The following is a 25,541-nucleotide window of genomic DNA, read 5'->3' as shown; positions in this document are numbered from 1 at the left end:
GGGACAGGGCGCGGTGCTGTGCGGTCACGGCGCCCGGCCGGTCACTTCAGCGGCAGGCCGCGGGCGGTCCAGCGGTCTTCCAGGCGCTCGACGATGAGCGGGAGGCCGAAGCAGAGGGAGAGGTTGCGGGAGGTGAGCTCGGTCTCGACGGGTCCGGCGGCGAGCACCTTGCCCTGACGGATCATCAGGACGTGGGTGAAGCCGGGGGCGATCTCCTCGACGTGGTGGGTGACCATGATCATGGAGGGGGCGTACGGGTCGCGGGCGAGGCGGCCGAGGCGGCGGACCAGGTCCTCGCGGCCGCCGAGGTCGAGGCCGGCGGCGGGCTCGTCGAGGAGGAGGAGCTCGGGGTCGGTCATCATCGCGCGGGCGATCAGGGTGCGCTTGCGCTCGCCCTCGGAGAGCGTCCCGAACCTGCGGTCCAGGTAGTCGTTCATGCCGAGGCGGTCGAGGAAGGCCTTGGCGCGGTCCTCGTCGACCGGGTCGTAGTCCTCGTTCCAGGTGGCGGTCATGCCGTACGCGGCGGTGAGGACGGTCTGCAGGACGGTCTGGCGCTTGGGGAGCTTGTCCGCCATGGCGATGCCGGCCATGCCGATGCGGGGGCGGAGTTCGAAGACGTCGGTGCCGACGCCGCCGAGCTGCTCGCCCAGGATGCGGGCGCTGCCCCTGGTGGGGAAGAGGTAGCTGGAGGCGACGTTCAGGAGGGTGGTCTTGCCGGCGCCGTTGGGGCCGAGGATCACCCAGCGTTCGCCCTCCTTGACCGACCAGGAGACGTCGTCCACCAGAGCCCGTCCGTCGCGGACCACGGATACGTCCACCAGCTCCAGTACATCGCTCATGAGCGCGTTGTCTCCCCTTGCGGTCGAGTGTCGTCGCCTTGCGCCGGCGGGCGCGGCGTCCAGGGGAAAACCTACGTTATCGCCGGAGCGGGCCGGACAGGCCCTGGTGCTTCCCCCGAGTCCTTAGTCTGGGGGGATGCTTTCGGAACCACGCTCAGGACGTCTGGCCGCCTGGGGCAATGCCCTGCTGGCCGGGGAGGTGTCGCCGGACGAGGCGGCCCTTGCCATTGTCGGGGAGGACGCGGTGCACCGCGTGGAGGGGTTGCCGGGTGAGGCGGGTCCGGTGGGGCTGACGCTGGCCCTGGGGCGGCTGCGGCGGCTCGGGGTGACCGGGTGGCGGGTGGCGCTGCCGGCGCCGGGCCATCCGCTGGGGCTGAGCGGGCCGCCGGACTTCAACGCGCGCGCGTTGGAGGCGGAGGAGGCGGTGGTGGGCTTCGGTGCGCCGTACGGCCTCGTGCCGGAGGTCTCGGAGGCGGGTCCCGCGGGGGACGTGCACGTGGCGGTGGTGTGGCACTGCCTCGCGGTGCGGGAGGCGCCGCCGGCGGACGTGCCGTCGCTCGGGGAGGCGGAGCGGGAGCTGGCGGAGGCGTTGCGGGACGCGACGACGGTGCTGACCCGGCTCGACGTGGCGGCCTCGGGCCCGGCGGCGGACGCGGCGCGGGAGGCGTACCGGGCGCGGTCGGAGGTGGGCCGCGAGGTCCTGGCCCCGGGCTATCCGCCGCGCGCGGTGCGGGTCCTGGAGCTGGCCCAGCGGATCGGCCTGCTGGTGGACCTGGCGTACGACCATGGCCACGGGGGCGCGGTGAGCGCGTCGGAGATGGCGGCGCGGGGGGAGGCGCTGCGGCCGGTGGAGCGGGTGGCGCGGCGGGCGCAGGTCGCCGCGTACAACGCGTACGTGGAGGAACGGGAGCGGGAGCGGGGGTTCTGAGGGGCCCGTCGCCTCTGTCGTGCCCGTCTCCTCCTTCGCGGCCGCGGGGAAGTCCGTGGGGAACGGGGAAACCCCCGGCTCCCGGGGGGATCGTCCGGGGGCCGGGGGTTTCGGCGGTGGGTCAGTCGTTGACGGCGCCGTTGCCGAAGGCCGGGTTCAGCAGGCCGATCACGTTGACCGTGTTGCCGGAGACGTTCACGGGAACGTGGACCGGGACCTGCACCAGGTTGCCGGAGGCGACGCCCGGGGACTGGACGGCCGCGCCCTCGGCCCCCGCGTCGGCGGAGGCGGCACCCGCGCCGGCGGCGACGATGCCCCCGGCGACCATGGTGAGGGCGGCGGCCTTCTTGAACTTGTTCACGTGGTGATTCCTCCTGGTCGTCGCTGCGGCCGGTCCGCCGCAGTACGCCCTGGAGAACGCCACGCCTCCCGGGAGGTTGCGCCGAACGGGGGACGTACACACGACGGTATGAAGAGGTGAACGGTCGTGCGCCCGGCGCGCGGCGGGGGCGCGTCAGCGGGTGAGGCCGTGGCGGACCGCCCAGAGGGCCGCCTGGGTGCGGTCCGCGAGGTCGAGTTTCATCAGGATGTTCGAGACGTGCGTCTTGACCGTCTTCTCGGAGAGGACCAGGGCGCGGGCGATCTCGCGGTTGGAGCGCCCGTCCGCGATCAGGCCGAGGACCTCGCGCTCCCGGTCCGTGAGGGACGGCCCCCGGCCCGTACCGCCGTGGGAGTCCTCCTGGGAGAGGAGCGCCCCGGCGACCTCGGGCTGGAGCAGGACGTGCCCGGCGTGGACGGAGCGGATCGCGCCGGCCAGGGCGTCGGGGTCGATGTCCTTGTAGACGTACCCGGAGGCGCCGGCGCGGAGCGCGGGGACGACCGTGCGCCGCTCGGTGAAGCTGGTGACGATCAGGACCCTGGCGGGGTTGGCGAGCTCGCGGAGCCGCTTCAGGGCCTCGATCCCGTCCGTACCGGGCATCTTCACGTCCATGAGGACGACGTCGGGGCGGAGCTCCTCGGCGCGGGCGACGCCCTCGGCGCCGTCGGAGGCCTCCCCCACGACCTCTATGTCATCCTGCACCTCCAGGAAGGTGCGCAGACCTCGGCGGACGACCTGGTGGTCGTCGACCAGCAGGACGCGGATCGGCTTGTCAGCCACCGGGAACCTCCATCTCGATCGTGGTGCCCTCGCCCGGGGCCGAGGTCACGGTGAGCCGTCCGCCGACGCCGCCCGCCCGGTCCCGCATGGAGACCAGGCCGAGGTGGCGTCCGGCGCTGCGGACCGTACGCGGGTCGAAGCCCTTGCCGTCGTCGGCGACGGTGAGCCGGGCGCCCCGGCCGCTGCGGGTGAGGGAGACCCTTACGAGCTCCGCGTCCGCGTGCCGCAGGGCGTTGTGCAGGGCCTCCTGGGCAACGCGGAGGACGGCCTCCTCCTGGGCGGCCGGCAGGGCGCGGGTGCCCGGGCTCTCGAAGGTGACCCGGGCGGAGTGGGCGCGGTCCAGGACCTGGATCTGGGTGCGGAGGGTGTGGACGAGGCCGTCCTCGTCGAGGGCGGCGGGGCGCAGCTCGACGACGGCGGCGCGCAGCTCGTCGGCGGCCTCGGCAGCGAGCGCGGCGACCTGCTGGAGCTCGCCCTTGGCGCGGGCCGGGTCGCGGTCGACGAGGGCGGCGGCGGCCTGGGCGGTGAGCCGGAGCGAGAACAGCTTCTGGCTGACGGCGTCGTGCAGCTCGTGGGCGAGGCGGGAGCGCTCCTCGGCGATGGTGAGCTCGCGGCTGCGCTCGTACAGGCGCGCGTTGGTGAGGGCGATGGCGGCGTGCTGGGCGAGGATCGAGAGCAGGGCCTCGTCGTCGGCGGTGAAGCCGCAGCGGCCGTCCTCCCTGGGGCAGCGCTTGTTCGCGAGGAAGAGGGCGCCGAGGATCTCGTCGCCGTCCCTCACGGGCAGGCCGATGAAGTCGGACATCTCGGGGTGGGCCTCGGGCCAGCCCTCGAAGCGGGGGTCCTCGCGGACGTCGGCGAGCCGCTCGGGCTCGGCCTTGTGGAGCATCGAGGCGAGGATGCCGTGCTGGCGGGGCAGCGGGCCGATCGCCCGCCACTGCTCGTCGCTGACGCCGTCGACCACGAACTGGGCGAAGCCGCCGTGGTCGTCGGGGACGCCCAGGGCCGCGTACTCGGCGTCGAGGAGCTCGCGGGCCGAGGCCACGATCGTCTTGAGGACGTCGCGGACCTCCAGGTGGCGGCTCATCGCCAGGAGCGCGGTGCTCACGGCGGCGAGGCCGGAGCTGGGTCGATGGCTCATGTGTTCACCGTACCGGCGGGGTGTGACCGTCCGTATCCGTCCGGGGACGAGGCCGGGGCCGGTCCCGGGACCTAGGTCGGAGTGCCCCCGTCCCTTCTGCGCCGCGGTGGTGAGGGGTCGCTCTGCCCGTGGCACGAGTGCGGGGGCGGCTCCCTCCTCCTTCCGGAGGAGACGGCTCACCATGTGCATTGCTGCCGCAACGCGCGGTGACTCCGGGGCGCCCCCCGTGTGAGGCGCCGCATAGGACCCACGTCACTTACGAAGCCCCTTAGTGGAGTCGTTAAGGTCGGATAAGGGCGGAGAAAAACGGGCACAGGGGACGCCTCGCAGGGCACCTCCGACCCCCCGGTCCACTATCCGGCTTCGTACGTCACACCTTTGCCAGGGGATTTTGCGGCCGCTAAGAATTGCATCCGTCGCCGCCGAGTGAGGCGTGTGCCGCCCCCGGCCGGAGCGACCCCCAGCGATTCGAAGAGGTAGTCCTGCATGTCTGCGAACACCCCTGGCCACAGTCGTCGTGGTCTGAAGAAGACCCACAAGGCCACGATCGCCGGCGTCGCCGCTCTGGGCGCCGCGGCTCTCACGCTCTCCCTGGTTCCCGGTAACGGTTCCACCGAGACCGAGCCCCAGGCTCTCTCCACCGGTACTCAGAAGGTCGCGTGGTCCTACGACGCGAACAGCACCCAGGCCAAGGCCCTGGCCGCCAGCCTCAACGAGCAGCAGACCACCCTCGGCCTGAAGGCTCAGCAGGAGGCCAAGGCGAAGGCGAACCTCGCCGCCCAGGCGAAGGCCGCCGCCGAGGCCAAGGCCGCGAAGGCCAAGGCCGTCGCCCAGGCCAAGGCCGCCGCCAAGGCGAAGGCCCAGGCCGCCGCGAAGAAGCGCGCCGCCGCGAAGGCCGCCGCCAACCGCTCCGTCACCCGCACCCCGGTCTTCGCGAACAACCTCGACGGCTGGATCCGCGAGGCGCTGTTCATCATGGACAAGCACGACATCCCGGGCAGCTACGCGGGCATCCACCGCAACATCATCCGGGAGTCCAGCGGCAACCCCCGCGCCATCAACAACTGGGACATCAACGCCATCAACGGCATCCCCTCGAAGGGCCTGCTCCAGGTCATCCAGCCGACCTTCGAGCGGTACCACATCAAGGGCACCAAGTTCGACCTGTACGACCCCGTCGCCAACATCGTCGCGGCCTGCAACTACGCCGCCGACCGCTACGGCTCGATGGACAACGTCAACAGCGCGTACTGATCGCGCGCCGGTACGCCGAAGGGCGGCACCCCTCGTGGAGTGCCGCCCTCGTGGCGTGTGGTCAGCCGGTCACTTGCGCATGACCTCGGGCTCGTGGCGGCGCAGCAGCCGCGCCACCACGACGCAGCAGACCGCCGCCATCAGGAGCTGGACGCCGAGGTCCATGCCCCACTGGCCGGCCGTGTGCTCCCACAGGGGGTCGGTGTCCGTGGGGTTCTTCGGGTCCCACGGCGGCATGAGCCGGGCCAGGTCGAGGGTGGTGCCGGCGCCGGCGATGCCCCAGCGCGACGGCATCAGCCAGGCGAACTGCTCCAGGCCGGGCGAGCCGTACACCTGGAACAGGATGCCGGTGAAGACGACCTGGACGATCGCGAACATCACCAGGAGCGGCATGGTCTTCTCGGCGGTCTTCACGAGCGCGGAGATGACCAGGCCGAACATCATCGAGGTGAGGCCCAGGGCGATGACCTGGACGCACAGCTCGACGGCCGGCGGCATGAAGAGGCCCTCCTCAGGGAGCGCCCGGGTGGAGAAGCCGATGCCGCAGATGATGACGCCCTGGAAGGCCGTGATCAGGCCGAGGACGATGACCTTGGACATCAGGTACGCGGAGCGGGAGAGGCCGGTGGCGCGCTCCCGTTCGTAGATGACCCGTTCCTTGATCAGTTCGCGGACCGAGTTGGCGGCGCCGCTGAAGCACATGCCGACCGCGAGGATCAGCATGATCGTGCCGGCGTCGCCGTTGAAGCGGGACGGCGGGGTCGGTGAGCCGAGGCCGAAGTCGGCCGGGATGACGACCGAGACCGCGCCGAGGACGGCCGGCAGGATCACCATCAGGCCCAGGAAGCCCTTGTCGGACGCGATCACCGAGACGTAGCGGCGGATCAGGGTCCACAGCTGGGAGCCCCAGCCCTGCGGCTTCGGCGGACGGGACATCGCCCGCTGCGGCACCTGGACGGGCTGGGCGGCGACGGCGTCGATGTCCGCGGCGTACATCTGGTAGTGCTGCGAGCCCTTCCAGCGGCCCGCCCAGTCGTAGTCGCGGTAGTTCTCGAAGGCGGAGAAGACGTCGGCCCAGGTGGAGTAGCCGAAGAAGTTCAGCGCCTCCTCCGGCGGGCCGAAGTACGCCACCGAGCCGCCGGGCGCCATCACGAGGAGCTTGTCGCACAGTCCCAGCTCGGCCACCGAGTGGGTGACGACGAGGACCGTGCGGCCGTCGTCCGCGAGGCCGCGGAGCAGCTGCATGACGTCGCGGTCCATGCCCGGGTCGAGGCCGGAGGTCGGCTCGTCCAGGAAGATCAGCGAGGGCTTGGTGAGGAGTTCCAGGGCGACGGAGACGCGCTTGCGCTGGCCACCGGAGAGGGAGGTGACCTTCTTCTCCTTGTGGATGTCGAGCTTGAGCTCGCGCAGCACCTCGTCGATGCGGGCCTCGCGCTCGGCGGTCGCGGTGTCGCCGGGGAAGCGGAGCTTGGCCGCGTAGCGCAGCGCCTTCTGGACGGTCAGCTCCTTGTGCAGGATGTCGTCCTGCGGGACCAGGCCGATGCGCTGGCGCAGCTCGGCGAACTGCTTGTAGAGGCTCCGGTTGTCGTAGAGGACGTCGCCCTCGTTGGCCGGGCGGTAGCCGGTGAGCGCCTTGAGGAGCGTGGACTTGCCGGAGCCGGACGGGCCGATGACGCCGATCAGCGACTTCTCCGGGACGCCGAAGGTGACGTCCTTGAGGATCTGCTTGCCGCCGTCGACCGTGACCGTGAGGTGGCGGGCCGAGAAGGAGACCGAGCCGGTGTCGACGAACTCTTCCAGCTGGCCGCCGACGATGCGGAAGGTCGAGTGGCCGACGCCAACGATGTCCTGCGGGCCGAGGAGGGCGGTGCCGCCCTTGGGGATCGGCTGGCCGTTGACGTACGTGCCGTTGTGCGAGCCGAGGTCGCGGATCTCGAAGCGCCCGTCGGGCGTCGCGTGGAACTCGGCGTGGTTCCGCGAGACCTGGAGGTCGGAGACGACGAGCTCGTTCTCCAGGGCGCGGCCGATGCGCATGACGCGGCCGAGCGACAGCTCGTGGAACGTGGTGGGGCTGCGGTCGGAGTAGGCCGACGACGCCCCCGCGCCGACGCCGGGACCACCTTGTCCGGGCCCCTGCTGGTGCGGGACCTGCGGCTGCGCGGGCTGCTGCTGCCAGCCGGCCTGCTGCGGGGCCTGGTGCTGCGGCGGCCCCTGGTGCGTGACCCATTCGGCCTGCTCCGCGGCCTGGTGGGCCGGGACGGACCGGGCCACCGGCGGCCGGTGCTGCGCCGGCTGCTGCGCGGCCTGCTGGGGCTGGGGCTGCTGCCCGGCCCGGTCCCCGGCGGCGAGATCCAGCCGCGGGCCGTCGGTCGCGTTGCCCAGGTGGACGGCCGAGCCGGGGCCGAGCTCCATCTGGTGGATCCGCTGCCCCCGGACGAACGTGCCGTTCGTGGAGCCGTGGTCCTCGATGACCCAGCTCCGGCCGTTCCAGCTGATCGTGGCGTGGCGCCACGAGACCCTGGCGTCGTCGATGACCAGGTCACCCTGCGGGTCCCGGCCCACGGTGTACGACCTGGAAGGATCGAGCGTCCAGGTCCTTCCATTCAATTCCAGTACGAGTTCTGGCACTCCACGCCCCACTACTTGTCCCCCGATGTACCCCCGTCGCGGGGAGTCCAGGGATGGCGAACATCCGGGGGGAACTATTTCAGGCCCGGTCCCCTCTCCGAAAGTCGGGGCGCGGGCGGGCCGCGGCCGGGACCGCCGGAGGGCCGCCCGGGTGCCGGGGTGTCCGCTACGCGGGACGGGGGGCCGGGCGGCGCGCGGTCCCCGATACGGTGGGAACCACCATGAGCGCATCGCAGATCTCAGACGTTCCGCCCTCCGACGTCCCCACTCTTCTCGTCAAGATCTTCGGGAAGGACCGTCCCGGGATCACCGCGGGACTCTTCGACACCCTCGCCGCCTACTCCGTCGACGTCGTGGACATCGAGCAGGTCGTCTCGCGCGGCCGCCTCGTCCTGTGCGCGCTCGTCACCGAACCGACCGTCGCCTCGCAGGGCGAGCTCCGGGCGACCGTGCACAGCTGGGCCGAGTCGCTGAAGCTCCAGGCCGAGATCATCTCCGGCACGGGCGACAACCGCCCCCGGGGCGAGGGGCGCTCGCACGTCACCGTGCTCGGCAACCCGCTCACGGCGGAGCAGACGGCGGCCATAGCGGCCAGGATCGCGGAGACCGGCGGCAACATCGACCGTGTCTTCCGCCTCGCGAAGTACCCGGTGACGGCGGTCGAGTTCGCGGTCTCGGGCTGCGGGACCGAGGCGCTGCGGACCGCGCTCGCCGTCGAGGCGCACGGCATCGGGGTCGACGTGGCCGTGGTCTCCGCCGGGCTGCACCGGCGCGCCCAGCGGCTCGTCGTCATGGACGTGGACTCGACCCTGATCCAGGACGAGGTGATCGAGCTCTTCGCGGCGCACGCGGGCTGCGAGGACAAGGTCGCCGAGGTGACGGAGGCCGCGATGCGCGGCGAGCTGGACTTCGAGCAGTCCCTGCACGCGCGGGTGGCGCTGCTCGCCGGACTCGACGCCTCGGTGGTGGACAAGGTGCGCGCCGAGGTGCGGATGACGCCCGGGGCCCGGACCCTGATCCGTACGCTCAAGCGGCTCGGCTACCAGGTGGGCGTGGTCTCCGGCGGGTTCACCCAGGTCACCGACGACCTGAAGGAGCGCCTGGGGCTGGACTTCGCCTCGGCCAACACCCTGGAGATCGTGGACGGGAAGCTCACCGGGCGGGTCACCGGGGAGATCGTGGACCGGGCGGGCAAGGCGCGGCTGCTGCGCCGGTTCGCCGCGGAGGCGGGGGTGCCGCTGGCGCAGACCGTGGCGATCGGCGACGGGGCCAACGACCTGGACATGCTGAACGCGGCCGGGCTCGGGGTGGCGTTCAACGCCAAGCCGGTGGTGCGCAGGGCGGCCGACACGGCGGTGAACGTGCCGTTCCTGGACACCGTCCTCTATCTGCTCGGGATCACGCGCGAGGAGGTCGAGGCGGCGGACGGCGGCGAGGAGCTGCTGCACTGAGCCGTCGCCGGAGGCCACGACGAGAAGGGCCCGGTCGTCCTGGGGACGGCCGGGCCCTCGTGCGTACGGGGACGGGGTCCCGCCGCGTACGCGAGGGGGTGCGGGGTCCCGCGTGTACGCGGACGGGGGCGGCTCCCGTCAGTCGTGCGGGGTCCAGAAGTCGACCAGGGTGCCGACGCCGTGCTCGACCGACTTCCAGGTGCCGTCGAAGGAGAGGACGGCGAAGGCGGAGGTCGGGAAGCCGCTGCGGTTCATACGGGTCGCGGTGTCGCCCTCGGCCCGGCCCGCGAGGGCGTCGGCGAGGGCGTGCATGCCGGGGTTGTGGCCGATGACCAGGAGGTCGGAGACCTCGTCCGGGACGTCGTTGAGCAGGGCGATGAGCTCGCCGAGCGAGGCCTCGTACAGCCGGTCCTCGTACACGGTCCTGGGGCGCTCCGGCAGTTCCTGCACGGCGAGCTTCCAGGTCTCCCGGGTTCTGACGGCGGTCGAGCAGAGGGCCAGGTCGAAGCCGATGCCGGTCTCGGCGAGCCTGCGGCCCGCGACGGGGGCGTCCGAGCGGCCTCGTTCGGCGAGGGGCCGCTCGTGGTCGGACACCTGGGGCCAGTCTGCCTTCGCGTGCCGGAGCAGCACGATCCTGCGGGGTGTATCGACGCTCATGGTCCACAGCTTCGCACGAAACGGGCTTCTCCGACTCAGAGAGGCAGCGTTTGCCGGACCTGCTCCAGCAACCGTCCGACCGTCGGGTCTCCCCCGGTCGCGCGGGCCTCTCCCGGCCCGGTCATGAGCAGCAGGAGGGCGGTGAAGGCGGCCACCGGGAGGGCGAGGACCCACCAGGGCAGCCGGGTGTCGACGCCGGTCGCCGTGGCTCCGGTGCCGCTGCGCGTACGGGCCGACATGGCCGCCTCCGTGGGTGGGTCTCCGCTTTCGCCGTCGTCCTCCAACGTACGGAGCGCGGGGGCGGCGGCCCATCCGGTGATCCACCCACTCGACCCTGAGACCCGCCCCCTAGGGGATGCGGGGGTTGTCCCCCGGTCCGGAGGGTCGGAGGAGGACCCGGAGGGTCAGGGGGCGGCGATCGAGGCGATGACTCCGATGACGACGGTGATGGCGATCATCGCGCCGAAGACGGCGAGCAGCTTCTTCTGGCCGTTCGGGGGATTGGGTTCGAGGACTGGCATGGGGACAGTCTCGCACCTCAGCATTCGTCCTCGACCGTCCGGTCCCGGCCCGCCAGGATTCCCACGATCATCTGGGGCACCATCAGGCCTCCCATGAGCGCGATGGGCAGTCCCCAGCCGCCGCTGTGCTGGTAGAGCACGCCGACGAGGAGGGGGCCGGGGATCGAGATGAGGTAGCCGACGCTCTGGGCGAAGGCGGAGAGGCGGACGACTCCGGCGCCGGTGCGCGAGCGCAGGCCGATCATGGTGAGGGCGAGCGGGAAGGCGCAGTTGGAGACGCCGAGCAGGACCGCCCAGACCCAGGCTCCGGCGGCCGGGGCGAGGAAGAGGCCGGTGTAGCCGCCGAGGCCGCACAGGGCGAGAGCGACGACGATCGGGCCCTGGTTCTTCATGCGGGTGGCGAGCCGGGGGATCACGAAGGCGAGCGGGACGCCCATGACCATGGTGACGGCGAGGAGCACGCCCGCGGTGGAGGCGGGGACGCCGGCGTCGCGGAAGATCTGCGGCATCCACCCCATGGTGATGTAGGCGCCGGTGGCCTGGAGGCCGAAGAAGACGCCGAGGGCCCAGGCGGTGCGGCTGCGGGCGACGCGCGGCGCGGCGGCCCGCGCCGGGGCCTTCGCCTCGGCACGGGAGCCGCGGGCGTCCGTATGGGGAGAGCCGGTCTCCGTACGGGAAGAACCGGTCTCTGTATAGGAAGGGCCGGTCTCCATACGGGAAGAACCGGTCTCCATACGGGAGGCGCCGTCGCGGTCGCGCAGGAGCGGGAGCCAGGGCAGGACGGCGAGGGCGGCGAGGACCGCCCAGACGCCGAGGCCGAGGCGCCAGTCCCCGCCGAGGGCGTCGGTCATCGGGACGGTCGCGGCGGCGGCGACGGAGGTGCCGAGGGCGAGCGCCATGGAGTAGAGGCCGGTCATGGTACCGACGCGGTCGGGGAAGTACCGCTTGACGATGACGGGCATCAGGACGTTGCTGACGGCGATGCCCATGAGGGCGAGGGCGCTGGCGGCGAGGAAGGCGGCGGTGCCGCCGGCCAGGGGCCGCAGGACGAGCCCCGCGAGGATCGCGGCCATGCCCGCGCAGACGACGGCGGCGGGGCCGAAGCGGCGGGCGAGGCGCGGGGCGGTGATGCCGAAGACCGCGAAGCAGAGCGGCGGCACGGAGGTGAGGACGCCGGCGACGCTGCCGCTCATGTGGAGGCCTTCGCTGACCTCTTCGAGGAGGGCGCCGAGGCTGGTGATGGCGGGGCGCAGGTTGAGCGCGGCCAGGACGAGTCCGAGGGTGACCGGGACGAGGAACCGGCGGTGGACCGGGGCGGCCTGAGCAACCGGAGCGGCCGGGGGCGCCGTACCGGCGTGGCGGTCGCGGTCGGGTGCGGGAGAATCCCCGGCGGTGGCGGCCGGTCGTGCGGCGGGGTCGAGGGTCTTCGGCTCGTCAGGCATGAGGCCATCATAGAATCATGGGATGATTGGTTGTCCAATCTCGAACGAACGGGAAGGTGTCCCCATGGCCCTCGGCCATCCCCGGCGCGCAGGTCTCTCCGACCAGGTGATCGCCGAGCTGCGGAACCAGATCACCTCCGGCGAGTGGCCGGTGGGCTCGCGCATCCCGACCGAGCCCGAGCTGGTCGAGCAGCTGGGCGTGGCCCGCAACACGGTGCGCGAGGCGGTCCGCGCGCTCGCGCACAACGGGCTGCTCGACATCCGGCAGGGCTCCGGGACGTACGTGGCCGCCACCAGCGAGCTGGCGGGCGTCATGCACCGGCGCTTCGCGGGCTCCGACCCCCGGCACGTCGCCGAGCTGCGCTCGACCCTAGAGTCCGCCGCCGCGCGGTTCGCGGCGGAGCGGCGCACGGAGCGGGACCTGAAGCAGCTCGACGCCCTGCTCGTACGGCGCGAGGAGGCGTGGGGGACGGGGGACGCGGAGCGGTTCGTGACGGCCGACGCGGCCTTCCACCACGCGGTCGTCGCGGCCTCGGGCAACGAGGTCCTCACGGAGCTCTACGCGGACCTGGGCGATCTGCTGCGGCAGTGGCTGCGGGACGACGTGGGGCGGGAACTGCGGCCGGAGAACCACATGGACCACGCGCGCCTGGTGGACGCGATCCGGGACGGCGACGCCGAGCGGGCGGGCACGGAGGCGGCCGGCTACCCCTTCATGTGCCTGCGGAGCCCGGCGCCGGGTCCCGTGGCGGACTCAGGGGCCTGAGGAGCCCGGCGCGGCGGGTTCCGGGTCCGCCGGCTGGTGGGTGATCCAGGCGGACCGGACCTCCTTCCAGCAGCGGCCGGTGAGCCGGGCGTAGTCGGCCGGGCCGACGTCCACGGGCGCGCTGTCGGTGTCGACGTCCCACCACTGCTCGCACTCGACGTGGAGGCGGACCCGGTCGGTGCGCGGGTACGGGTTCTGGCAGTGGGCGGTGACGCGGGAGCCCTCGACGTCGGTGCGGCAGGAGGCGCCGAAGTTCTCCGGCTCCCCGGTCGCGGGGGCGGCGGGCCTCCCGGCCGGGGCGGGGGCCGCGCGCACCTCGGCGGCGAGGGCGACCCCGGTCAGCAGCACGGCGACCGAGGCGAGCGCCCCGGTTCCACGGCGTATCGCGTGCATGCCCGTACCTCCTCCCCGTCAGCAGCAGACCTTCACGCTCCGCACCAGTCTGGGGTCGTTCGGGCTACTTTTCGAGTCGAGTGTTCGATTTCGGCGTTCGGGCCGAGCACGGAGGGGCCGGGCAACGGTGAGGGCCGTGCGCACCGCCCCGAAGGGCGGGCACACGGCCCCGGGGTCGTACGGAAGGCGTCAGGCGCCGATCGCGTGCAGGCCGCCGTCGACGTGGACGATCTCGCCCGTCGTCTTCGGGAACCAGTCGGAGAGCAGCGCGACGATGCCGCGGCCGGCCGGCTCCGGGTCGGTGAGGTCCCACTCCAGCGGGGAGCGGCTGTCCCAGACGGAGGCCAGCTCGCCGAAGCCCGGGATGGACTTGGCGGCCATCGAGCCGAGCGGGCCCGCCGAGACCAGGTTGCAGCGGATGTTCTGCTTGCCCAGGTCACGGGCGATGTAACGGCTGGTGGCCTCCAGGGCGGCCTTGGCCGGGCCCATCCAGTCGTACTGCGGCCAGGCGAACTTCGCGTCGAAGGTGAGGCCGACGACGGAGCCGCCCTCGCTCATCAGCGGCAGCAGCGCCATCGTCAGGGACTTCAGGGAGAAGGCCGAGACGTGCATGGCGGTGGCGACGGACTCGAACGGCGTGTTGAGGAAGTTGCCGCCGAGCGCGTCCTGCGGAGCGAAGCCGATCGAGTGCACGACGCCGTCGAGGCGGTCGCCGAGGTGCTCGCGGACCTGGCCCTCCAGGCGCGCGAGGTGCTCGTCGTTGGAGACGTCGAGCTCCAGGACCTTGACGTCCTCGGGCCGGGGGAGCTTCTTGGCGATGCGCTCGGTCAGCGTCGGCCGGGGCCAGGCGGTGAGGATGATCTCCGCGCCCTGCTCCTGGGCCAGCTTCGCGGCGTGGAAGGCGATGGAGGACTCCATCAGCACACCGGTGATGAGGATGCGCTTGCCCTCGAGGATTCCACTCATGGTGATCAGTGACCCATGCCCAATCCGCCGTCAACCGGGATGACGGCTCCAGTGATGTACGCGGCGTCGTCGGAGGCGAGGAACCGCACCGCGGCGGCGATCTCCCCGGGCTGCGCGTAGCGGCCCAGCGGCACCTGGGACACGATGCCCGCGCGCTGCTCGTCGGTGAGCACCGCGGTCATGTCGGTGTCGACGAAGCCGGGCGCGACGACGTTGAAGGTGATGTTGCGGGAACCCAGCTCGCGGGCGAGGGAGCGGGCGAAGCCGACCAGACCGGCCTTGGAGGCGGCGTAGTTGGCCTGGCCCGCGGAGCCGAGCAGGCCGACGACCGACGAGATCAGGACGACGCGGCCCTTCTTGGCCCGCAGCATCCCGCGGTTGGCCCGCTTGACGACCCGGAAGGTGCCGGTGAGGTTGGTGTCGACGACGGAGGTGAAGTCCTCCTCGGACATGCGCATGAGGAGCTGGTCCTTCGTCACGCCGGCGTTGGCCACGAGGACCTCCACCGGACCGTGCTTCTCCTCGATCTCCTTGTACGCCTGCTCCACCTGCTCGCCGTCGGTGATGTCGCACTTCACGGCCAGGCAGCCCAGCTCGGCCAGCTCGGCCGGCGGCTCGCCGGAGCGGTACGTGAACGCGACCTTGTCGCCGGCCTCGGCGAACGCGCGGGCGATGGCGAGGCCGATGCCCCGGTTTCCTCCGGTGACGAGAACCGAGCGGCTCAACGGATCACCCTTTCGATAGCGGTCTGGTAGCCGAAAACCTATCTGCATCGCTCCCGACATGAGGAATCGACCTCCGACAGTGGCGTACGGGCCGCACTGTCGGGTCCCTACAGCCCGGCGGCGCCGGAAGGCGGTCGTCCGGCGGCCCGCGACCGGGCCCGGCAGGGGTGGTCCGGGGCCGGGAAGCGCGCCCCGGCGGACGTCCGGAGCGACCTCCGGAGACCGGCGCGCCTTGTGCCGTTGCCCCAATGCCCGGCGGGTGGTGGCCGGTTGGGGGCGGTTCCGCCGAGGGCGCACGCCAATGCGCAGCCCCGGCCGCCCCTCCCGTGATTGACTTCCGGGGCAGTTCCATGACCGTCTTCCGAGCCTTCCGATCACCGAGAGCGAGGCCGCTCGTGGTCCATCAGATCGACCCTTCGTTCGTCGCGCTGCCCCTTCGGGCGCTCGCCGACGCGGCGCTCGCCCGAGCGCGCGCGCTGGGCGCCGAGCACGCCGACTTCCGCCTGGAGCGGGTGCGCAGCGCCGCGTGGCGGCTGCGCGACGCCAAACCGTCCGGATCCTCGGACACCACGGACCTCGGCTACGCGGTGCGGGTGGTGCACGGCGGGGCCTGGGGGTTCGCCTCCGGGGTGGACCTGACCATGGACGGGGCGGCCAAGGTCGCCTCGCAGGCGGTCGCCATGGCCAAGCTGTCGGCGAAGGTCATCGCGGCGGCCGGGTCCGAGGAGCGCGTGGAGCTGGCGGCGGAGCCGGTGCACGAGGACAAGGTGTGGATCTCCTCGTACGAGATCGACCCCTTCTCCGTACCCTCCGAGGAGAAGAGCGCCCTGCTCGCGGACTGGAGCGCGCGGCTGCTGCGGGCGGACGGCGTGGCGCACGTGGACGCCTCGCTGCTCACCGTCCACGAGAACAAGTTCTACGCGGACACGGCCGGCACCGTGACCACCCAGCAGCGGGTGCGGCTGCACCCGCAGCTCACGGCGGTGGCCGTGGACGGGACGACCGGCGAGTTCGACTCGATGCGGACGATCGCGCCGCCGGTCGGGCGCGGCTGGGAGTACCTGACCGGCACGGGCTGGGACTGGGACAAGGAGCTGGACGAGATCCCGGCGCTGCTCGCCGAGAAGATGCGGGCGCCGAGCGTCGAGGCGGGGCGGTACGACCTGGTCGTGGACCCGTCGAACCTGTGGCTGACCATCCACGAGTCGATCGGGCACGCCACCGAGCTGGACCGGGCCCTGGGCTACGAGGCGGCCTACGCGGGCACCTCCTTCGCCACCTTCGACCAGCTGAACAAGCTGACGTACGGCTCCTCGGTCATGAACGTGACGGGCGACCGGACCGCCGAGCACGGGCTCGCGACCGTCGGCTACGACGACGAGGGCGTCGAGGCGCAGTCCTGGGACCTGGTGAAGGACGGCACGCTGGTCGGCTACCAGCTGGACCGGCGGATCGCGAAGCTCACCGGCCTCGGCCGGTCGAACGGCTGCGCCTTCGCGGACTCCCCCGCGCACGTGCCGGTGCAGCGGATGGCGAACGTCTCGCTCCGGCCGGACCCGGGCGGCCTGTCGACGGAGGACCTGATCGGGGGCGTGGAGCGGGGCATCTACGTGGTCGGGGACCGGTCCTGGTCGATCGACATGCAGCGGTACAACTTCCAGTTCACCGGGCAGCGCTTCTTCCGCATCGAGAACGGACGGCTCGCCGGACAGCTGCGGGACGTCGCGTACCAGGCGACGACCACGGACTTCTGGGGCTCGATGGAGCAGGTCGGCGGCCCGCAGACGTACGTCCTCGGCGGCGCCTTCAACTGCGGCAAGGCCCAGCCGGGCCAGGTCGCCGCCGTCTCGCACGGCTGCCCCTCCGCCCTCTTCCGGGGCGTCAACATTCTGAACACGACGCAGGAGGCCGGACGATGAGCCGCGTCAGCAAGCCGTACGAGATCGTCGAGCGGGCCCTGGAGCTGTCCCGGGCCGACGGGTGCGTGGTCATCGCGGACGAGGAGTCCTCGGCCAATCTGCGCTGGGCCGGGAACACGCTCACGACGAACGGCGTGACCCGGGGCCGCACGCTCACGGTGATCGCGACCGTCGACGGCGCCCAGGGCACCGCCTCCGGCGTCGTCTCCCGGTCCGCCGTGACCGTGGACGACCTGGAGCCCCTGGTGAGGGCCGCCGAGGCCGCCGCCCGGTCCGCCGGGCCCGCCGAGGACGCGCAGCCGCTGGTGGAGGGCGTGCCCGCCTCCCCCGACTTCACGGACGCCCCGGCGGAGACCTCCTCCGCCGTCTTCGGGGACTTCGCGCCCGCCCTCGGCGAGGCCTTCGCCCGGGCCCGGGCCGGTGGCCGCGAGCTGTACGGTTTCGCCAACCACGAGCTGACCTCCACCTACCTGGGCACGTCGACGGGGCTGCGGCTCCGGCACGACCAGCCCAACGGGACCCTGGAGCTGAACGCCAAGTCCCCCGACCGCTCGCGCTCCGCCTGGGCCGGGCGCGCGACGCGGGACTTCAAGGACGTCGACCCGGCGGCGCTCGACGCCGACCTGGCGGTCCGGCTGGGCTGGGCGGAGCGGCGGATCGAGCTGCCCGCCGGGCGGTACGAGACGCTGCTGCCGCCGACCGCCGTGGCCGACCTGCTGATCTACCAGCAGTGGAACGCCGCGGCCCGGGATGCGGTGGAGGGCCGTACGGTCTTCTCCAAGCCCGGCGGCGGCACCCGGCTCGGCGAGACGCTCTCGCGGCTGCCGCTGACGCTGCGCAGCGACCCGAACGAGCCGGGCCTGGAGTCCGCGCCGTTCGTGATCGCGCACTCCTCCGGCGACGACTCGTCCGTCTTCGACAACGGCCTGCCGGTGGGGCCGATCGACTGGGTGCGGGAGGGGCGGCTGGAGCGGCTGGTCACCACCCGGCACTCGGCGGCGCTCACTCGGTCGCCCGTGGCCCCCGGAGCGGGGAACCTGATCCTGGACGGCGGCGGGCAGCGTTCCCTGGAGGAGATGGTGTCCTCCACCGAGCGCGGTCTGCTGCTGACCTGCCTCTGGTACATCCGCGAGGTCGACCCGGCGACGCTGCTGCTCACCGGACTGACCCGGGACGGCGTCTACCTCGTCGAGAACGGCGAGGTGGTCGGCGAGGTGAACAACTTCCGGTTCAACGAGTCGCCGGTGGACCTGCTGTCGCGGGCCTCGGAGGCGGGCCGTACGGAGAAGACGCTGCCGCGCGAGTGGAGCGACTGGTTCACCCGGGCCGCCATGCCCGCCCTGCGGGTGCCGGACTTCAACATGAGCTCGGTCAGCAAGGGGGTCTGACCCACCTAGACTGGGCGACGGCATCACCTGGACCAATCAAGGAGACGGACGATCGTGACGGACATCGTCGACGAGCTGAAGTGGCGCGGGCTCTTCGCCCAGTCCACCGATGAGGACGCACTGCGCAAGGCTCTCGCGGACGGTCCCGTCACGTTCTATTGCGGCTTCGACCCGACCGCGGCCAGTCTCCACGTCGGCCACCTGGTCCAGGTCCTCACCGTGCGCCGGCTCCAGCGGGCCGGGCACCGGCCGCTGGCGCTCGTCGGCGGGGCCACCGGGCAGATCGGTGACCCGCGGCCGACGGCCGAGCGCACCCTGAACGACCCCGAGACGGTCGCGAACTGGGTGAACCGGCTGCGTTCGCAGATCGAGCCGTTCCTCTCCTTCGAGGGGGAGAACGCGGCGGTCATGGTGAACAACCTGGACTGGACCGCCGGCCTCTCGGCGATCGAGTTCCTGCGGGACATCGGCAAGCACTTCCGGGTCAACAAGATGCTGACCAAGGACTCCGTGGCCCGGCGCCTGGAGTCCGAGCAGGGCATCAGCTACACCGAGTTCAGCTACCAGCTCCTCCAGGGCATGGACTTCCTGGAGCTGTACCGCCGCCACGGCTGCACGCTCCAGCAGGGCGGCTCGGACCAGTGGGGCAACCTGGTGGCCGGGCTCGACCTGATCCACCGCCTGGAGCCGGGGGCCGAGGTCCACGCGCTCGCGACCCCGCTGATGGTCAAGGCGGACGGCACCAAGTTCGGCAAGACCGAGAGCGGGGCCGTCTGGCTGGACCCGGAGATGACCACGCCGTACGCGTTCTACCAGTTCTGGCTGAACGTGGACGACCGGGACATCTCCACCTACCTGCGGATCCTCTCCTTCAGGTCCCGCGAGGAGCTGGAGGACCTTGAGGCGCAGACCGCCGAGCGGCCCCAGGCCCGGGCGGCCCAGCGGGCGCTGGCCGAGGAGCTGACCACGCTGGTGCACGGCGCCGAGCAGTGCGCGGCCGTCATCGGCGCCTCCAAGGCGCTGTTCGGCCAGGGCGATCTGGCCGAGCTGGACGGCGCGACGCTGGCCGCGGCCCTGTCCGAGCTGCCGCACGCGCGCGTGTCGGAGCTCGGCCAGGTCGTGGACCTGTTCGCCGAGGTCGGTCTGGTGGCGAGCAAGTCGGCGGCGCGGCGCACGGTGAAGGAGGGCGGGGCGTACGTGAACAACGTGAAGGTCACCGCCGAGGACGCCGAGGTGTCGGCGGACGACCTGCTGCACGGGCGCTGGCTGGTGCTGCGGCGCGGCAAGAAGAACCTGGCGGCGATCGAGTTCGCCGGCGCCTGACGGGTCCGCCTGTACGACACGACCGGAGGCCCGGTACGGCACGTGGTGTGCCGTACCGGGCCTCCGGTCGTGTCCCGCCGCCGGTCAGGCGCGCTGTCTGTTGCCCTTGATCGAGGCCCAGACCATGTCGCCCACGCCGACGACGACGACCGCGCCGATCAGCTGGAGCAGATGACGGATCCAGTCGATGCCCTTGGTGTCGTTGACGCCGATCCAGGTCGCGACCGCGTTGCCGAGGACGCTGCCAAGCATGCCGAACACCACGGTCAGCCAGAGTGGGATCTGCTGCTTGCCCGGCAGGATCGCCTTCGCGATCAGACCGAGGACGAGTCCCACGATAATCGCCCACAACCAACTCATCGTCGCCTCCTTGTACGCATGTGGGCCCAGTCTCGGCCTTCCCGACATACGACGCATGTCGGACAGCGCCATACGTGCCCCGGTCTCGTACGCGCCGGAGGGCGGGCGTACGGTGGAATCAGGTCCGGACCGGGGTGGGTCCGGCGCGACCGGCGGGTGGTGAGCGGCGATGCCGAAGCGTGGCGGAACCGAGGTCTTCCGGATCACAGGGGCCCGGCAGGGGCTCGCCGACGACGTCCGGGGGCGGCAGCGGAGGTACGTCATCTCGATGACGGTCCGGACGCTCTCCGTGATCGCCGCCGCGGTGCTGTGGAACGTCGAGCGGCACGTGGCGGTCGTGGCGCTCGCCCTGGGCATCCTCCTGCCGTACGTCGCCGTGGTGATCGCCAACGCGGGGCGCGAGTCGGCCCCGTCCCTTCCCTCCACATTCGTACCGACTCCGGCGCGGCCCGCGATCGACGCGGGAGAGCCGGCGGAGGAGGCCGGGACGGGCCCGGAGGCGGACCGCCCGCACGGCCGGAACTGATCACCGAGAGTGGCCGGAAACCTCAAGAAAAGCTCAGATCAATCATGAAGTTCCAGTGCACCGCATCCCATGTGCCGTGACATACTGCCTACGCGCTCCGCATCCCCCGTCGGAGCGACGGACCGGTGCCGGGCAGCTCCCCCCGTGGCTGCTCGGCATCGCCCTTGCTGGACAATGACCGGATGATCATTGGTCCGGTGAGCGAAGAGAAGCCGATCTGCTCCGCGAAGGGGTGCCGCGCCGACGCCGTCTGGGTCCTCGCGTGGAACAACCCCAAGCTGCACACGCCGGAGCGGCGCAAGACCTGGCTCGCGTGCGAGGAGCACCGCGAGCACCTCTCCCAGTTCCTGGGCGTACGGGGTTTCCTCAAGGACGTCGTGCCGCTGGCCGACTGGGAGTCAGAGGCGCCCTAGCTGGTTCCGTCCCGGGAGGTCGTGGACGGGTGAGCCGGGTCTCGGCCGAGGGATCCCGAAGGGGTGCGACCCGGATGCGCCGGCAACCCGCCGGAACTCGATCGCGGCCCGCTGGGTGCCTGACGCTGTCGGGGACCTTGGCGGTGACGGTCGGCCATGCCCTCGACATCTCGGTCTCCGAGATCCCCGACCTCGTCAGCCGCGATCAGCTCCGCGTCTCCTCGCGGCGTCCGACAGCGGCCGCATCGGGTACGAGGAGCAGCTTGCCGGTGGTACGCCGGGCCTCCAGATCGCTGTGGGCCCGGGCGGCCTCGGACAGTGCGTAGCGGCCCGTCACGGTGACCTCAAGTGCCTTGGAGCGCACCCATTCGAACACATCGGCGGCCCGTCGGAGCAGTTCGGACCGGTCGGCGATGAAGTCCCCGAGGCTGGGCCGGATCAGGGTCAGCGAACCGCCGTGGGCGAGCCGGATCGGATCGAACGGCGGCACGGCACCACTCGCCGCGCCGAAGAGCACGAGATGGCCGCGGGTCCGCAGGCTGGCGAGGCTCGCGTCGAAGGTGTGCGCGCCGACGCCGTCGAAGACGACCGGCAGTCCCTGACCGCCGTTGAGCCGCCTCACCTCGGCCGCGAGATCGTCGACCGCGGAGGAGAGGATCACCTCGGCGGCCCCGGCACGCTTCGCCGACTCGGCCTTCGCCGGGGTCGACGTCGTGCCGATCACCCTGCCGCCGAGATGGGTGACGAGCTGGGTCAGAAGCAGCCCCATGCCACCGGCGGCCGCGTGCACGAGCACCGTGTCGCCCGCCTGAACCGGGTAGGCGTCCTTGACGAGATAGTGCGCGGTCATCCCTTGGAGGAGCACGGCGGCGGCCGTCTCGAAGCCGATGTCGTCGGGCAGCGGCACCAGCCGGGAGGAGTCCACGACGGCCCGCTCGGCATACGTACCGGGAATCTCCGCCCAACCGACCCGGTCCCCGACCGCGACGTCGGCGACGCCGGGTCCGACTTCGACGACCGTGCCGGCGCCCTCGGCGCCCGGGGTGAAGGGCAGCGGGAGGCTGTACCGGCCTTCGCGGTGGTAGACGTCGAGGAAGTTGACCCCGGACGCGGCGACCTCCACGACCGCCTCGCCCGGACCCGGCCGCGGCTGGTCCACCTCGGCCTCCCGCAGCACCTCGGGACCGCCCACTTCGTGCACCTGAATCGCTCGCATGACCCCTCCTGAAACGGCAGACCTCCCCCACCAACCCCGTTGACGGCGATCCGATTCCCGGCAAGCGGACAGCCCGTCGGCCACGCCGCCGCGTCCCCCGCCCGACGAGGCGATACACCCAGCGCGGGGGCTCAGCCGCCGATCGCCGACATCGGGCGGTCGGGCTGGAGGAAGCTCGGGTCGTCGAGGCCGGAGCCGGCCTTCTTGCCCCACATCGCCTTCTTCCAGAGCTCCGCGACCTCGGCGTCCCCCGCGTCCGAGCGGAGCGCGGCCCGCAGGTCGGTCTCCTCGGTGGCGAAGAGGCAGGTGCGGACCTGTCCGTCGGCGGTGAGCCGGGTGCGGTCGCAGGCCCGGCAGAACGGGCGGGTGACGGAGGCGATGACGCCGACCGTGTGCGGTCCGCCGTCGACGACCCAGCGCTCGGCGGGGGCGGAGCCGCGCTCGTCGGCGCCCTCCGGGGTCAGCGCGAAGCGGGTGCGCAGGGACTCCAGGATGTCCCCCGCGGTGATCATGCCGTCGCGCTTCCAGCCGTGCTGGGCGTCGAGCGGCATCTGCTCGATGAAGCGGAGCTCGTACCCCTCCTCGATCGCCCAGGCGAGCAGGTCGGGGGCCTCGTCGTCGTTGAGCCCGGGCATCAGGACGGCGTTGACCTTGACCGGGACCAGGCCGGCGTCGCGGGCGGCGGCCATGCCGTCGAGGACGTCCCGGTGCCGGTCGCGGCGGGTGAGGGTCTTGAAGACGTCGGGGCGCAGGGTGTCGAGGGAGACGTTGACCCGGTCGAGGCCCGCGGCCTCGAGCGCGGCCGCGGTGCGCTTGAGGCCGATGCCGTTGGTGGTGAGGGACATCCGGGGGCGGGGCTCCAGGGCCGCGCAGCGCTCGACGATCCCGACGAGGCCGGGACGGAGCAGGGGCTCACCGCCGGTGAAGCGGACCTCGGTGACGCCGAGGTCGGTGACGGCGATGCGGATGAGCCGGACGATCTCGTCGTCCGTGAGGAGGTCCGGCTTGGCGAGCCACTGGAGGCCCTCCTCCGGCATGCAGTAGGTGCAGCGCAGGTTGCACCGGTCCGTGAGCGAGACGCGCAGGTCGGTGGCGACCCGGCCGAAGGTGTCGATGAGCACGGTGGGCCCCCTCCCCGTCTGTGGATCGGTTCGTTTCGATCGCCTTGTTCCGAGCCTACGCGAGCAGTGCGACATCGAGCAGGGCAGATTGTCACGAGGAGCGGCGCGGCCGCGTCGTAGAACCCTACGACGCGGCCGTCCGTGCGTGGCGGAACGTGTGGGGTTCAGTGCGCTCCGACACCGGTGAGGGACTTGACCTCCAGTTCCGCGTACTTGCCCTTGTCCGGCTCCTCCTTGGAGAGGATCGAGCCGAGCCAGCCGAGCAGGAAGCCGAGCGGGATGGAGACGAGTCCGGGGTTCTCCAGCGGGAACCAGTAGAAGTCGACGTTCTTGAACATCGAGGTGGGCTTGCCCGAGACGACCGGCGAGAACAGCACCAGGACGACGGCGGAGACCAGGCCGCCGTAGATCGACCACAGGGCGCCCTGCGTGGTGAACCGCTTCCAGAAGAGCGAGTACAGGATCGTCGGCAGGTTGGCGGAGGCGGCGACCGCGAAGGCGAGCGCGACCAGGCCGGCGACGTTGAGGTCGCGGGCGAGGGCGCCGAGCGCGATGGAGACCACGCCGATGAGGACGGTCGCCCAGCGGGCGGCCCGCATCTCCTCCTTCTCGGTGGCCTGTCCGCGCCGGATGACGTTGGCGTAGATGTCGTGCGCGAAGGACGACGAGGAGGCCAGGGTCAGGCCGGCGACGACGGCGAGGATGGTCGCGAAGGCGACGGCGGAGATGACGGCGAGGAGGATCGCGCCGCCGGTGGACCCGGCTCCGCCGCCGATCTCCAGGGCCGCGAGCGGGGCGGCGGTGTTGCCGGCCTTGTTGGAGGCGACGATGTCGCTGTTCTTGAGCAGGGCGGCGGCGCCGAAGCCGAGGACGATCGTCATCAGGTAGAAGGCGCCGATGATGCCGATGGCCCAGTTGACCGACTTCCGGGCGGCCTTGGCGGTCGGGACCGTGTAGAAGCGGATCAGGATGTGGGGCAGGCCGGCCGTGCCGAGGACGAGCGCGATGCCGAGCGAGAGGAAGTCCAGCTTCGAGGTGGCGGTGGCGCCGTACTTGAGGCCGGGCTCCAGGAAGGCCTGGCCCTTGCCGCTGTTGGTGGCGGCCGCGCCGAGCAGCTCGGACAGGTTGAAGTCGAACTTCCACAGGATGAGGAAGGTGATCAGGAGCGTGCCCGCGATGAGCAGGACGGCCTTGACCATCTGCACCCAGGTGGTGCCCTTCATGCCGCCGATGGTCACGTACACGATCATCAGGATCCCGACGAGGGCGACGATCGCGATCTTGCCGCCGTCGCTGGTGATGCCGAGGAGCAGCGAGACGAGGACGCCCGCGCCGGCCATCTGCGCGAGCAGGTAGAAGATCGAGACGACGATGGTGGAGGTGCCGGCGGCGGTGCGGACCGGGCGCTGGCGCATCCGGTAGGCGAGGACGTCGCCCATGGTGAAGCGGCCGGAGTTGCGCAGCGGTTCGGCGACCAGGAGCAGGGCGACGAGCCAGGCGACGAGGAAGCCGATCGAGTAGAGGAAGCCGTCGTAGCCGAAGAGGGCGATGGCGCCGGCGATGCCGAGGAAGGACGCGGCGGACATGTAGTCGCCGGAGATCGCCAGGCCGTTCTGGAAGCCGGTGAACTGGCGTCCGCCGGCGTAGAAGTCGGCGGCGCTGCGGGTCTGCCGGCCGGCCCACACGGTGATGAAGAGGGTGGCGATCACGAAGGCGCCGAACAGGGCGATGATCAGGGGCCGGTGCTCGCTGGTGGCGTTGCCCGCCGCGAGCAGGACGGGGGTGCTCATGCGTCGCCCTCCATACGGGACTTGATGGCCTCGGCCTTCGGGTCGAGCCGGTTCGCCGCGTGCCGCGAGTAGAGCCAGGCGATGAGGAAGGTGGTGAGGAACTGGCCGAGGCCCAGGACCAGCGCCACGTTGATGTTGCCGAAGACCTTGGTCCCCATGAAGCCGCCCGCGTAGTTGGAGAGCAGCACGTACAGCAGGTACCAGGCGATGAAGGCGAGGGTGAGCGGGAAGGCGAACGAGCGGTAGGTGCGGCGCAGTTCGCCGAACTCCTCGCCCTGCTGCACCTCGACGAACCGCTCCGTGGTGGGTGACGCGGGACCCCGATCGGTCTCCGTGTCGTCTCGGGCTGGCGGCGGTGCTTCGGTAGCCACGGAATCTCCTCGTGACGCGGGGGCGGACGGCTGGGTCAAAGGGGGCCTCACCGGAGGTGCGGGAGCCGGGGCTCCGGGTGGAGCCCTCCCCTGCACAACGGCACGGAGGAGGAAGCGACGCGGTTCACCCCGAGGAATTTCTCGGGCAGATCTTCATGAAGTCTTCTCAACTCATTGATGGGACAGGAAGATCAGCGATAGCTTCACTCGTCATGCACCTGCCCGCGCGCAAACCCGCGCGCGAGCA

General features: G+C 71.8%; 26 protein-coding genes. 9 read left to right on the top strand and 17 right to left on the bottom strand.

Going from position 1 to position 25,541, the window contains the following annotated elements; translation table 11 throughout:
* Positions 1 to 41: 41 nt before the first annotated feature.
* Positions 42 to 839, bottom strand: a complete 798-nt coding sequence (locus tag AB0398_RS20305) for an ABC transporter ATP-binding protein (RefSeq protein ID WP_366376896.1) — start codon at positions 837 to 839, stop codon at positions 42 to 44.
* A gap of 136 nt (positions 840 to 975) precedes the next feature.
* On the opposite strand from AB0398_RS20305, the gene AB0398_RS20300 reads away from it, so the two are divergent.
* Complete coding sequence (locus tag AB0398_RS20300) at positions 976 to 1,767, top strand: hypothetical protein (RefSeq protein WP_366376894.1); 792 nt, start codon at positions 976 to 978, stop codon at positions 1,765 to 1,767.
* A gap of 121 nt (positions 1,768 to 1,888) precedes the next feature.
* Here AB0398_RS20300 and AB0398_RS20295 read toward each other — a convergent pair whose 3' ends face one another.
* The 3 genes from AB0398_RS20295 to AB0398_RS20285 form a co-directional block, all read right to left on the bottom strand.
* Positions 1,889 to 2,128: a chaplin gene (locus tag AB0398_RS20295; RefSeq protein WP_366376892.1), complete on the bottom strand. Its 240-nt coding sequence runs from the start codon at positions 2,126 to 2,128 to the stop codon at positions 1,889 to 1,891.
* 153 nt (positions 2,129 to 2,281) lie between these two features.
* On the bottom strand, positions 2,282 to 2,926 hold the full coding sequence (locus tag AB0398_RS20290) for a response regulator transcription factor (protein WP_366376891.1): 645 nt from the start codon (positions 2,924 to 2,926) through the stop codon (positions 2,282 to 2,284).
* Complete coding sequence (locus AB0398_RS20285) at positions 2,919 to 4,064, bottom strand: GAF domain-containing sensor histidine kinase (RefSeq protein WP_366376889.1); 1,146 nt, start codon at positions 4,062 to 4,064, stop codon at positions 2,919 to 2,921. Before AB0398_RS20285 ends, AB0398_RS20290 begins: the two co-directional genes overlap by 8 nt.
* A gap of 486 nt (positions 4,065 to 4,550) precedes the next feature.
* Here AB0398_RS20285 and AB0398_RS20280 point away from each other — a divergent pair, with 486 nt between their 5' ends.
* The gene (locus AB0398_RS20280) at positions 4,551 to 5,318 is read left to right on the top strand and encodes a transglycosylase SLT domain-containing protein (protein ID WP_366376888.1); all 768 of its coding nucleotides are present in this window, start codon (positions 4,551 to 4,553) and stop codon (positions 5,316 to 5,318) included.
* Between the two features lie 69 nt (positions 5,319 to 5,387).
* Here the strand turns inward: AB0398_RS20280 and AB0398_RS20275 are convergent, their stop codons facing one another.
* Positions 5,388 to 7,958, bottom strand: coding sequence for an FHA domain-containing protein (locus tag AB0398_RS20275; RefSeq protein ID WP_366376886.1), 2,571 nt, complete (start codon positions 7,956 to 7,958; stop codon positions 5,388 to 5,390).
* Between the two features lie 209 nt (positions 7,959 to 8,167).
* On the opposite strand from AB0398_RS20275, the gene serB reads away from it, so the two are divergent.
* Complete coding sequence (serB, locus tag AB0398_RS20270) at positions 8,168 to 9,397, top strand: phosphoserine phosphatase SerB (protein ID WP_366376885.1); 1,230 nt, start codon at positions 8,168 to 8,170, stop codon at positions 9,395 to 9,397.
* Positions 9,398 to 9,535: 138 nt separating this feature from the next.
* Here the strand turns inward: serB and AB0398_RS20265 are convergent, their stop codons facing one another.
* The 4 genes from AB0398_RS20265 to AB0398_RS20250 all read right to left on the bottom strand — a co-directional run bounded on the left by AB0398_RS20265 (position 9,536) and on the right by AB0398_RS20250 (position 12,017).
* Positions 9,536 to 10,054: a histidine phosphatase family protein gene (locus AB0398_RS20265; RefSeq protein WP_366376883.1), complete on the bottom strand. Its 519-nt coding sequence runs from the start codon at positions 10,052 to 10,054 to the stop codon at positions 9,536 to 9,538.
* A 35-nt stretch (positions 10,055 to 10,089) separates the two neighbouring features.
* Positions 10,090 to 10,293, bottom strand: coding sequence for a hypothetical protein (locus tag AB0398_RS20260; RefSeq protein ID WP_366376881.1), 204 nt, complete (start codon positions 10,291 to 10,293; stop codon positions 10,090 to 10,092).
* A 165-nt stretch (positions 10,294 to 10,458) separates the two neighbouring features.
* Entirely contained in the window at positions 10,459 to 10,575 is a 117-nt protein-coding gene (locus tag AB0398_RS20255) for an SGM_5486 family transporter-associated protein (protein WP_260321902.1), read from the bottom strand.
* Between the two features lie 17 nt (positions 10,576 to 10,592).
* Positions 10,593 to 12,017, bottom strand: coding sequence for an MFS transporter (locus AB0398_RS20250; RefSeq protein WP_366376878.1), 1,425 nt, complete (start codon positions 12,015 to 12,017; stop codon positions 10,593 to 10,595).
* Between the two features lie 64 nt (positions 12,018 to 12,081).
* Here AB0398_RS20250 and AB0398_RS20245 point away from each other — a divergent pair, with 64 nt between their 5' ends.
* Positions 12,082 to 12,783: an FCD domain-containing protein gene (locus AB0398_RS20245; protein ID WP_366376876.1), complete on the top strand. Its 702-nt coding sequence runs from the start codon at positions 12,082 to 12,084 to the stop codon at positions 12,781 to 12,783.
* Here AB0398_RS20245 and AB0398_RS20240 read toward each other — a convergent pair.
* The 3 genes from AB0398_RS20240 to fabG form a co-directional block, all read right to left on the bottom strand.
* Positions 12,772 to 13,176, bottom strand: a complete 405-nt coding sequence (locus tag AB0398_RS20240) for a hypothetical protein (RefSeq protein ID WP_366376875.1) — start codon at positions 13,174 to 13,176, stop codon at positions 12,772 to 12,774. The two genes, AB0398_RS20245 and AB0398_RS20240, sit on opposite strands and share 12 nt — an antisense overlap.
* A gap of 189 nt (positions 13,177 to 13,365) precedes the next feature.
* A complete protein-coding gene (fabI, locus tag AB0398_RS20235) occupies positions 13,366 to 14,142 on the bottom strand; it encodes an enoyl-ACP reductase FabI (protein WP_121830423.1) in 777 nt (258 codons plus the stop codon).
* 5 nt (positions 14,143 to 14,147) lie between these two features.
* Entirely contained in the window at positions 14,148 to 14,867 is a 720-nt protein-coding gene (gene fabG, locus AB0398_RS20230) for a 3-oxoacyl-[acyl-carrier-protein] reductase (RefSeq protein WP_366376873.1), read from the bottom strand.
* 395 nt (positions 14,868 to 15,262) lie between these two features.
* Here fabG and AB0398_RS20225 point away from each other — a divergent pair, with 395 nt between their 5' ends.
* The 3 genes from AB0398_RS20225 to tyrS are packed head-to-tail and all read left to right on the top strand — an operon-like array spanning position 15,263 to position 19,497.
* Positions 15,263 to 16,786 (top strand): TldD/PmbA family protein, encoded by a 1,524-nt coding sequence (locus tag AB0398_RS20225; RefSeq protein WP_366376871.1) that lies wholly within the window; start codon positions 15,263 to 15,265, stop codon positions 16,784 to 16,786.
* A complete protein-coding gene (locus tag AB0398_RS20220; RefSeq protein WP_366376869.1) occupies positions 16,783 to 18,174 on the top strand; it encodes a metallopeptidase TldD-related protein in 1,392 nt (463 codons plus the stop codon). The genes AB0398_RS20225 and AB0398_RS20220 overlap by 4 nt, the downstream gene beginning before the upstream one ends.
* Before the next feature lie 54 nt (positions 18,175 to 18,228).
* On the top strand, positions 18,229 to 19,497 hold the full coding sequence (tyrS, locus tag AB0398_RS20215; protein WP_366376867.1) for a tyrosine--tRNA ligase: 1,269 nt from the start codon (positions 18,229 to 18,231) through the stop codon (positions 19,495 to 19,497).
* An 84-nt stretch (positions 19,498 to 19,581) separates the two neighbouring features.
* Here the strand turns inward: tyrS and AB0398_RS20210 are convergent, their stop codons facing one another.
* Positions 19,582 to 19,857 (bottom strand): GlsB/YeaQ/YmgE family stress response membrane protein, encoded by a 276-nt coding sequence (locus AB0398_RS20210; protein ID WP_366376866.1) that lies wholly within the window; start codon positions 19,855 to 19,857, stop codon positions 19,582 to 19,584.
* 169 nt (positions 19,858 to 20,026) lie between these two features.
* Between AB0398_RS20210 and AB0398_RS20205 the strand changes: the two genes are divergently transcribed.
* Both AB0398_RS20205 and AB0398_RS20200 read left to right on the top strand, forming a co-directional pair.
* Positions 20,027 to 20,383: a DUF3099 domain-containing protein gene (locus AB0398_RS20205; protein WP_366376865.1), complete on the top strand. Its 357-nt coding sequence runs from the start codon at positions 20,027 to 20,029 to the stop codon at positions 20,381 to 20,383.
* Between the two features lie 182 nt (positions 20,384 to 20,565).
* Positions 20,566 to 20,796, top strand: coding sequence for a hypothetical protein (locus tag AB0398_RS20200; RefSeq protein WP_366376863.1), 231 nt, complete (start codon positions 20,566 to 20,568; stop codon positions 20,794 to 20,796).
* A 205-nt stretch (positions 20,797 to 21,001) separates the two neighbouring features.
* On the opposite strand, the gene AB0398_RS20195 is transcribed toward AB0398_RS20200, so the two are convergent.
* From AB0398_RS20195 to AB0398_RS20180, 4 genes are all read right to left on the bottom strand, one after another.
* Complete coding sequence (locus tag AB0398_RS20195) at positions 21,002 to 22,012, bottom strand: quinone oxidoreductase (protein WP_366376862.1); 1,011 nt, start codon at positions 22,010 to 22,012, stop codon at positions 21,002 to 21,004.
* Positions 22,013 to 22,143: 131 nt separating this feature from the next.
* Entirely contained in the window at positions 22,144 to 23,133 is a 990-nt protein-coding gene (gene moaA / locus AB0398_RS20190) for a GTP 3',8-cyclase MoaA (RefSeq protein ID WP_366376860.1), read from the bottom strand.
* A 164-nt stretch (positions 23,134 to 23,297) separates the two neighbouring features.
* Positions 23,298 to 24,923: a cation acetate symporter gene (locus tag AB0398_RS20185; protein WP_366376858.1), complete on the bottom strand. Its 1,626-nt coding sequence runs from the start codon at positions 24,921 to 24,923 to the stop codon at positions 23,298 to 23,300.
* A complete protein-coding gene (locus AB0398_RS20180) occupies positions 24,920 to 25,294 on the bottom strand; it encodes a DUF485 domain-containing protein (protein ID WP_366376856.1) in 375 nt (124 codons plus the stop codon). The genes AB0398_RS20185 and AB0398_RS20180 overlap by 4 nt, the downstream gene beginning before the upstream one ends.
* Positions 25,295 to 25,541 lie beyond the last annotated feature (247 nt).

It is taken from the genome of Streptomyces sp. NPDC086147, from assembly GCF_040702165.1.
GTDB lineage: Bacteria > Actinomycetota > Actinomycetes > Streptomycetales > Streptomycetaceae > Streptomyces.
The sequence above is the reverse complement of the archived record's forward strand: the minus strand, read 5'-3'. Positions and strand labels throughout refer to the sequence as shown.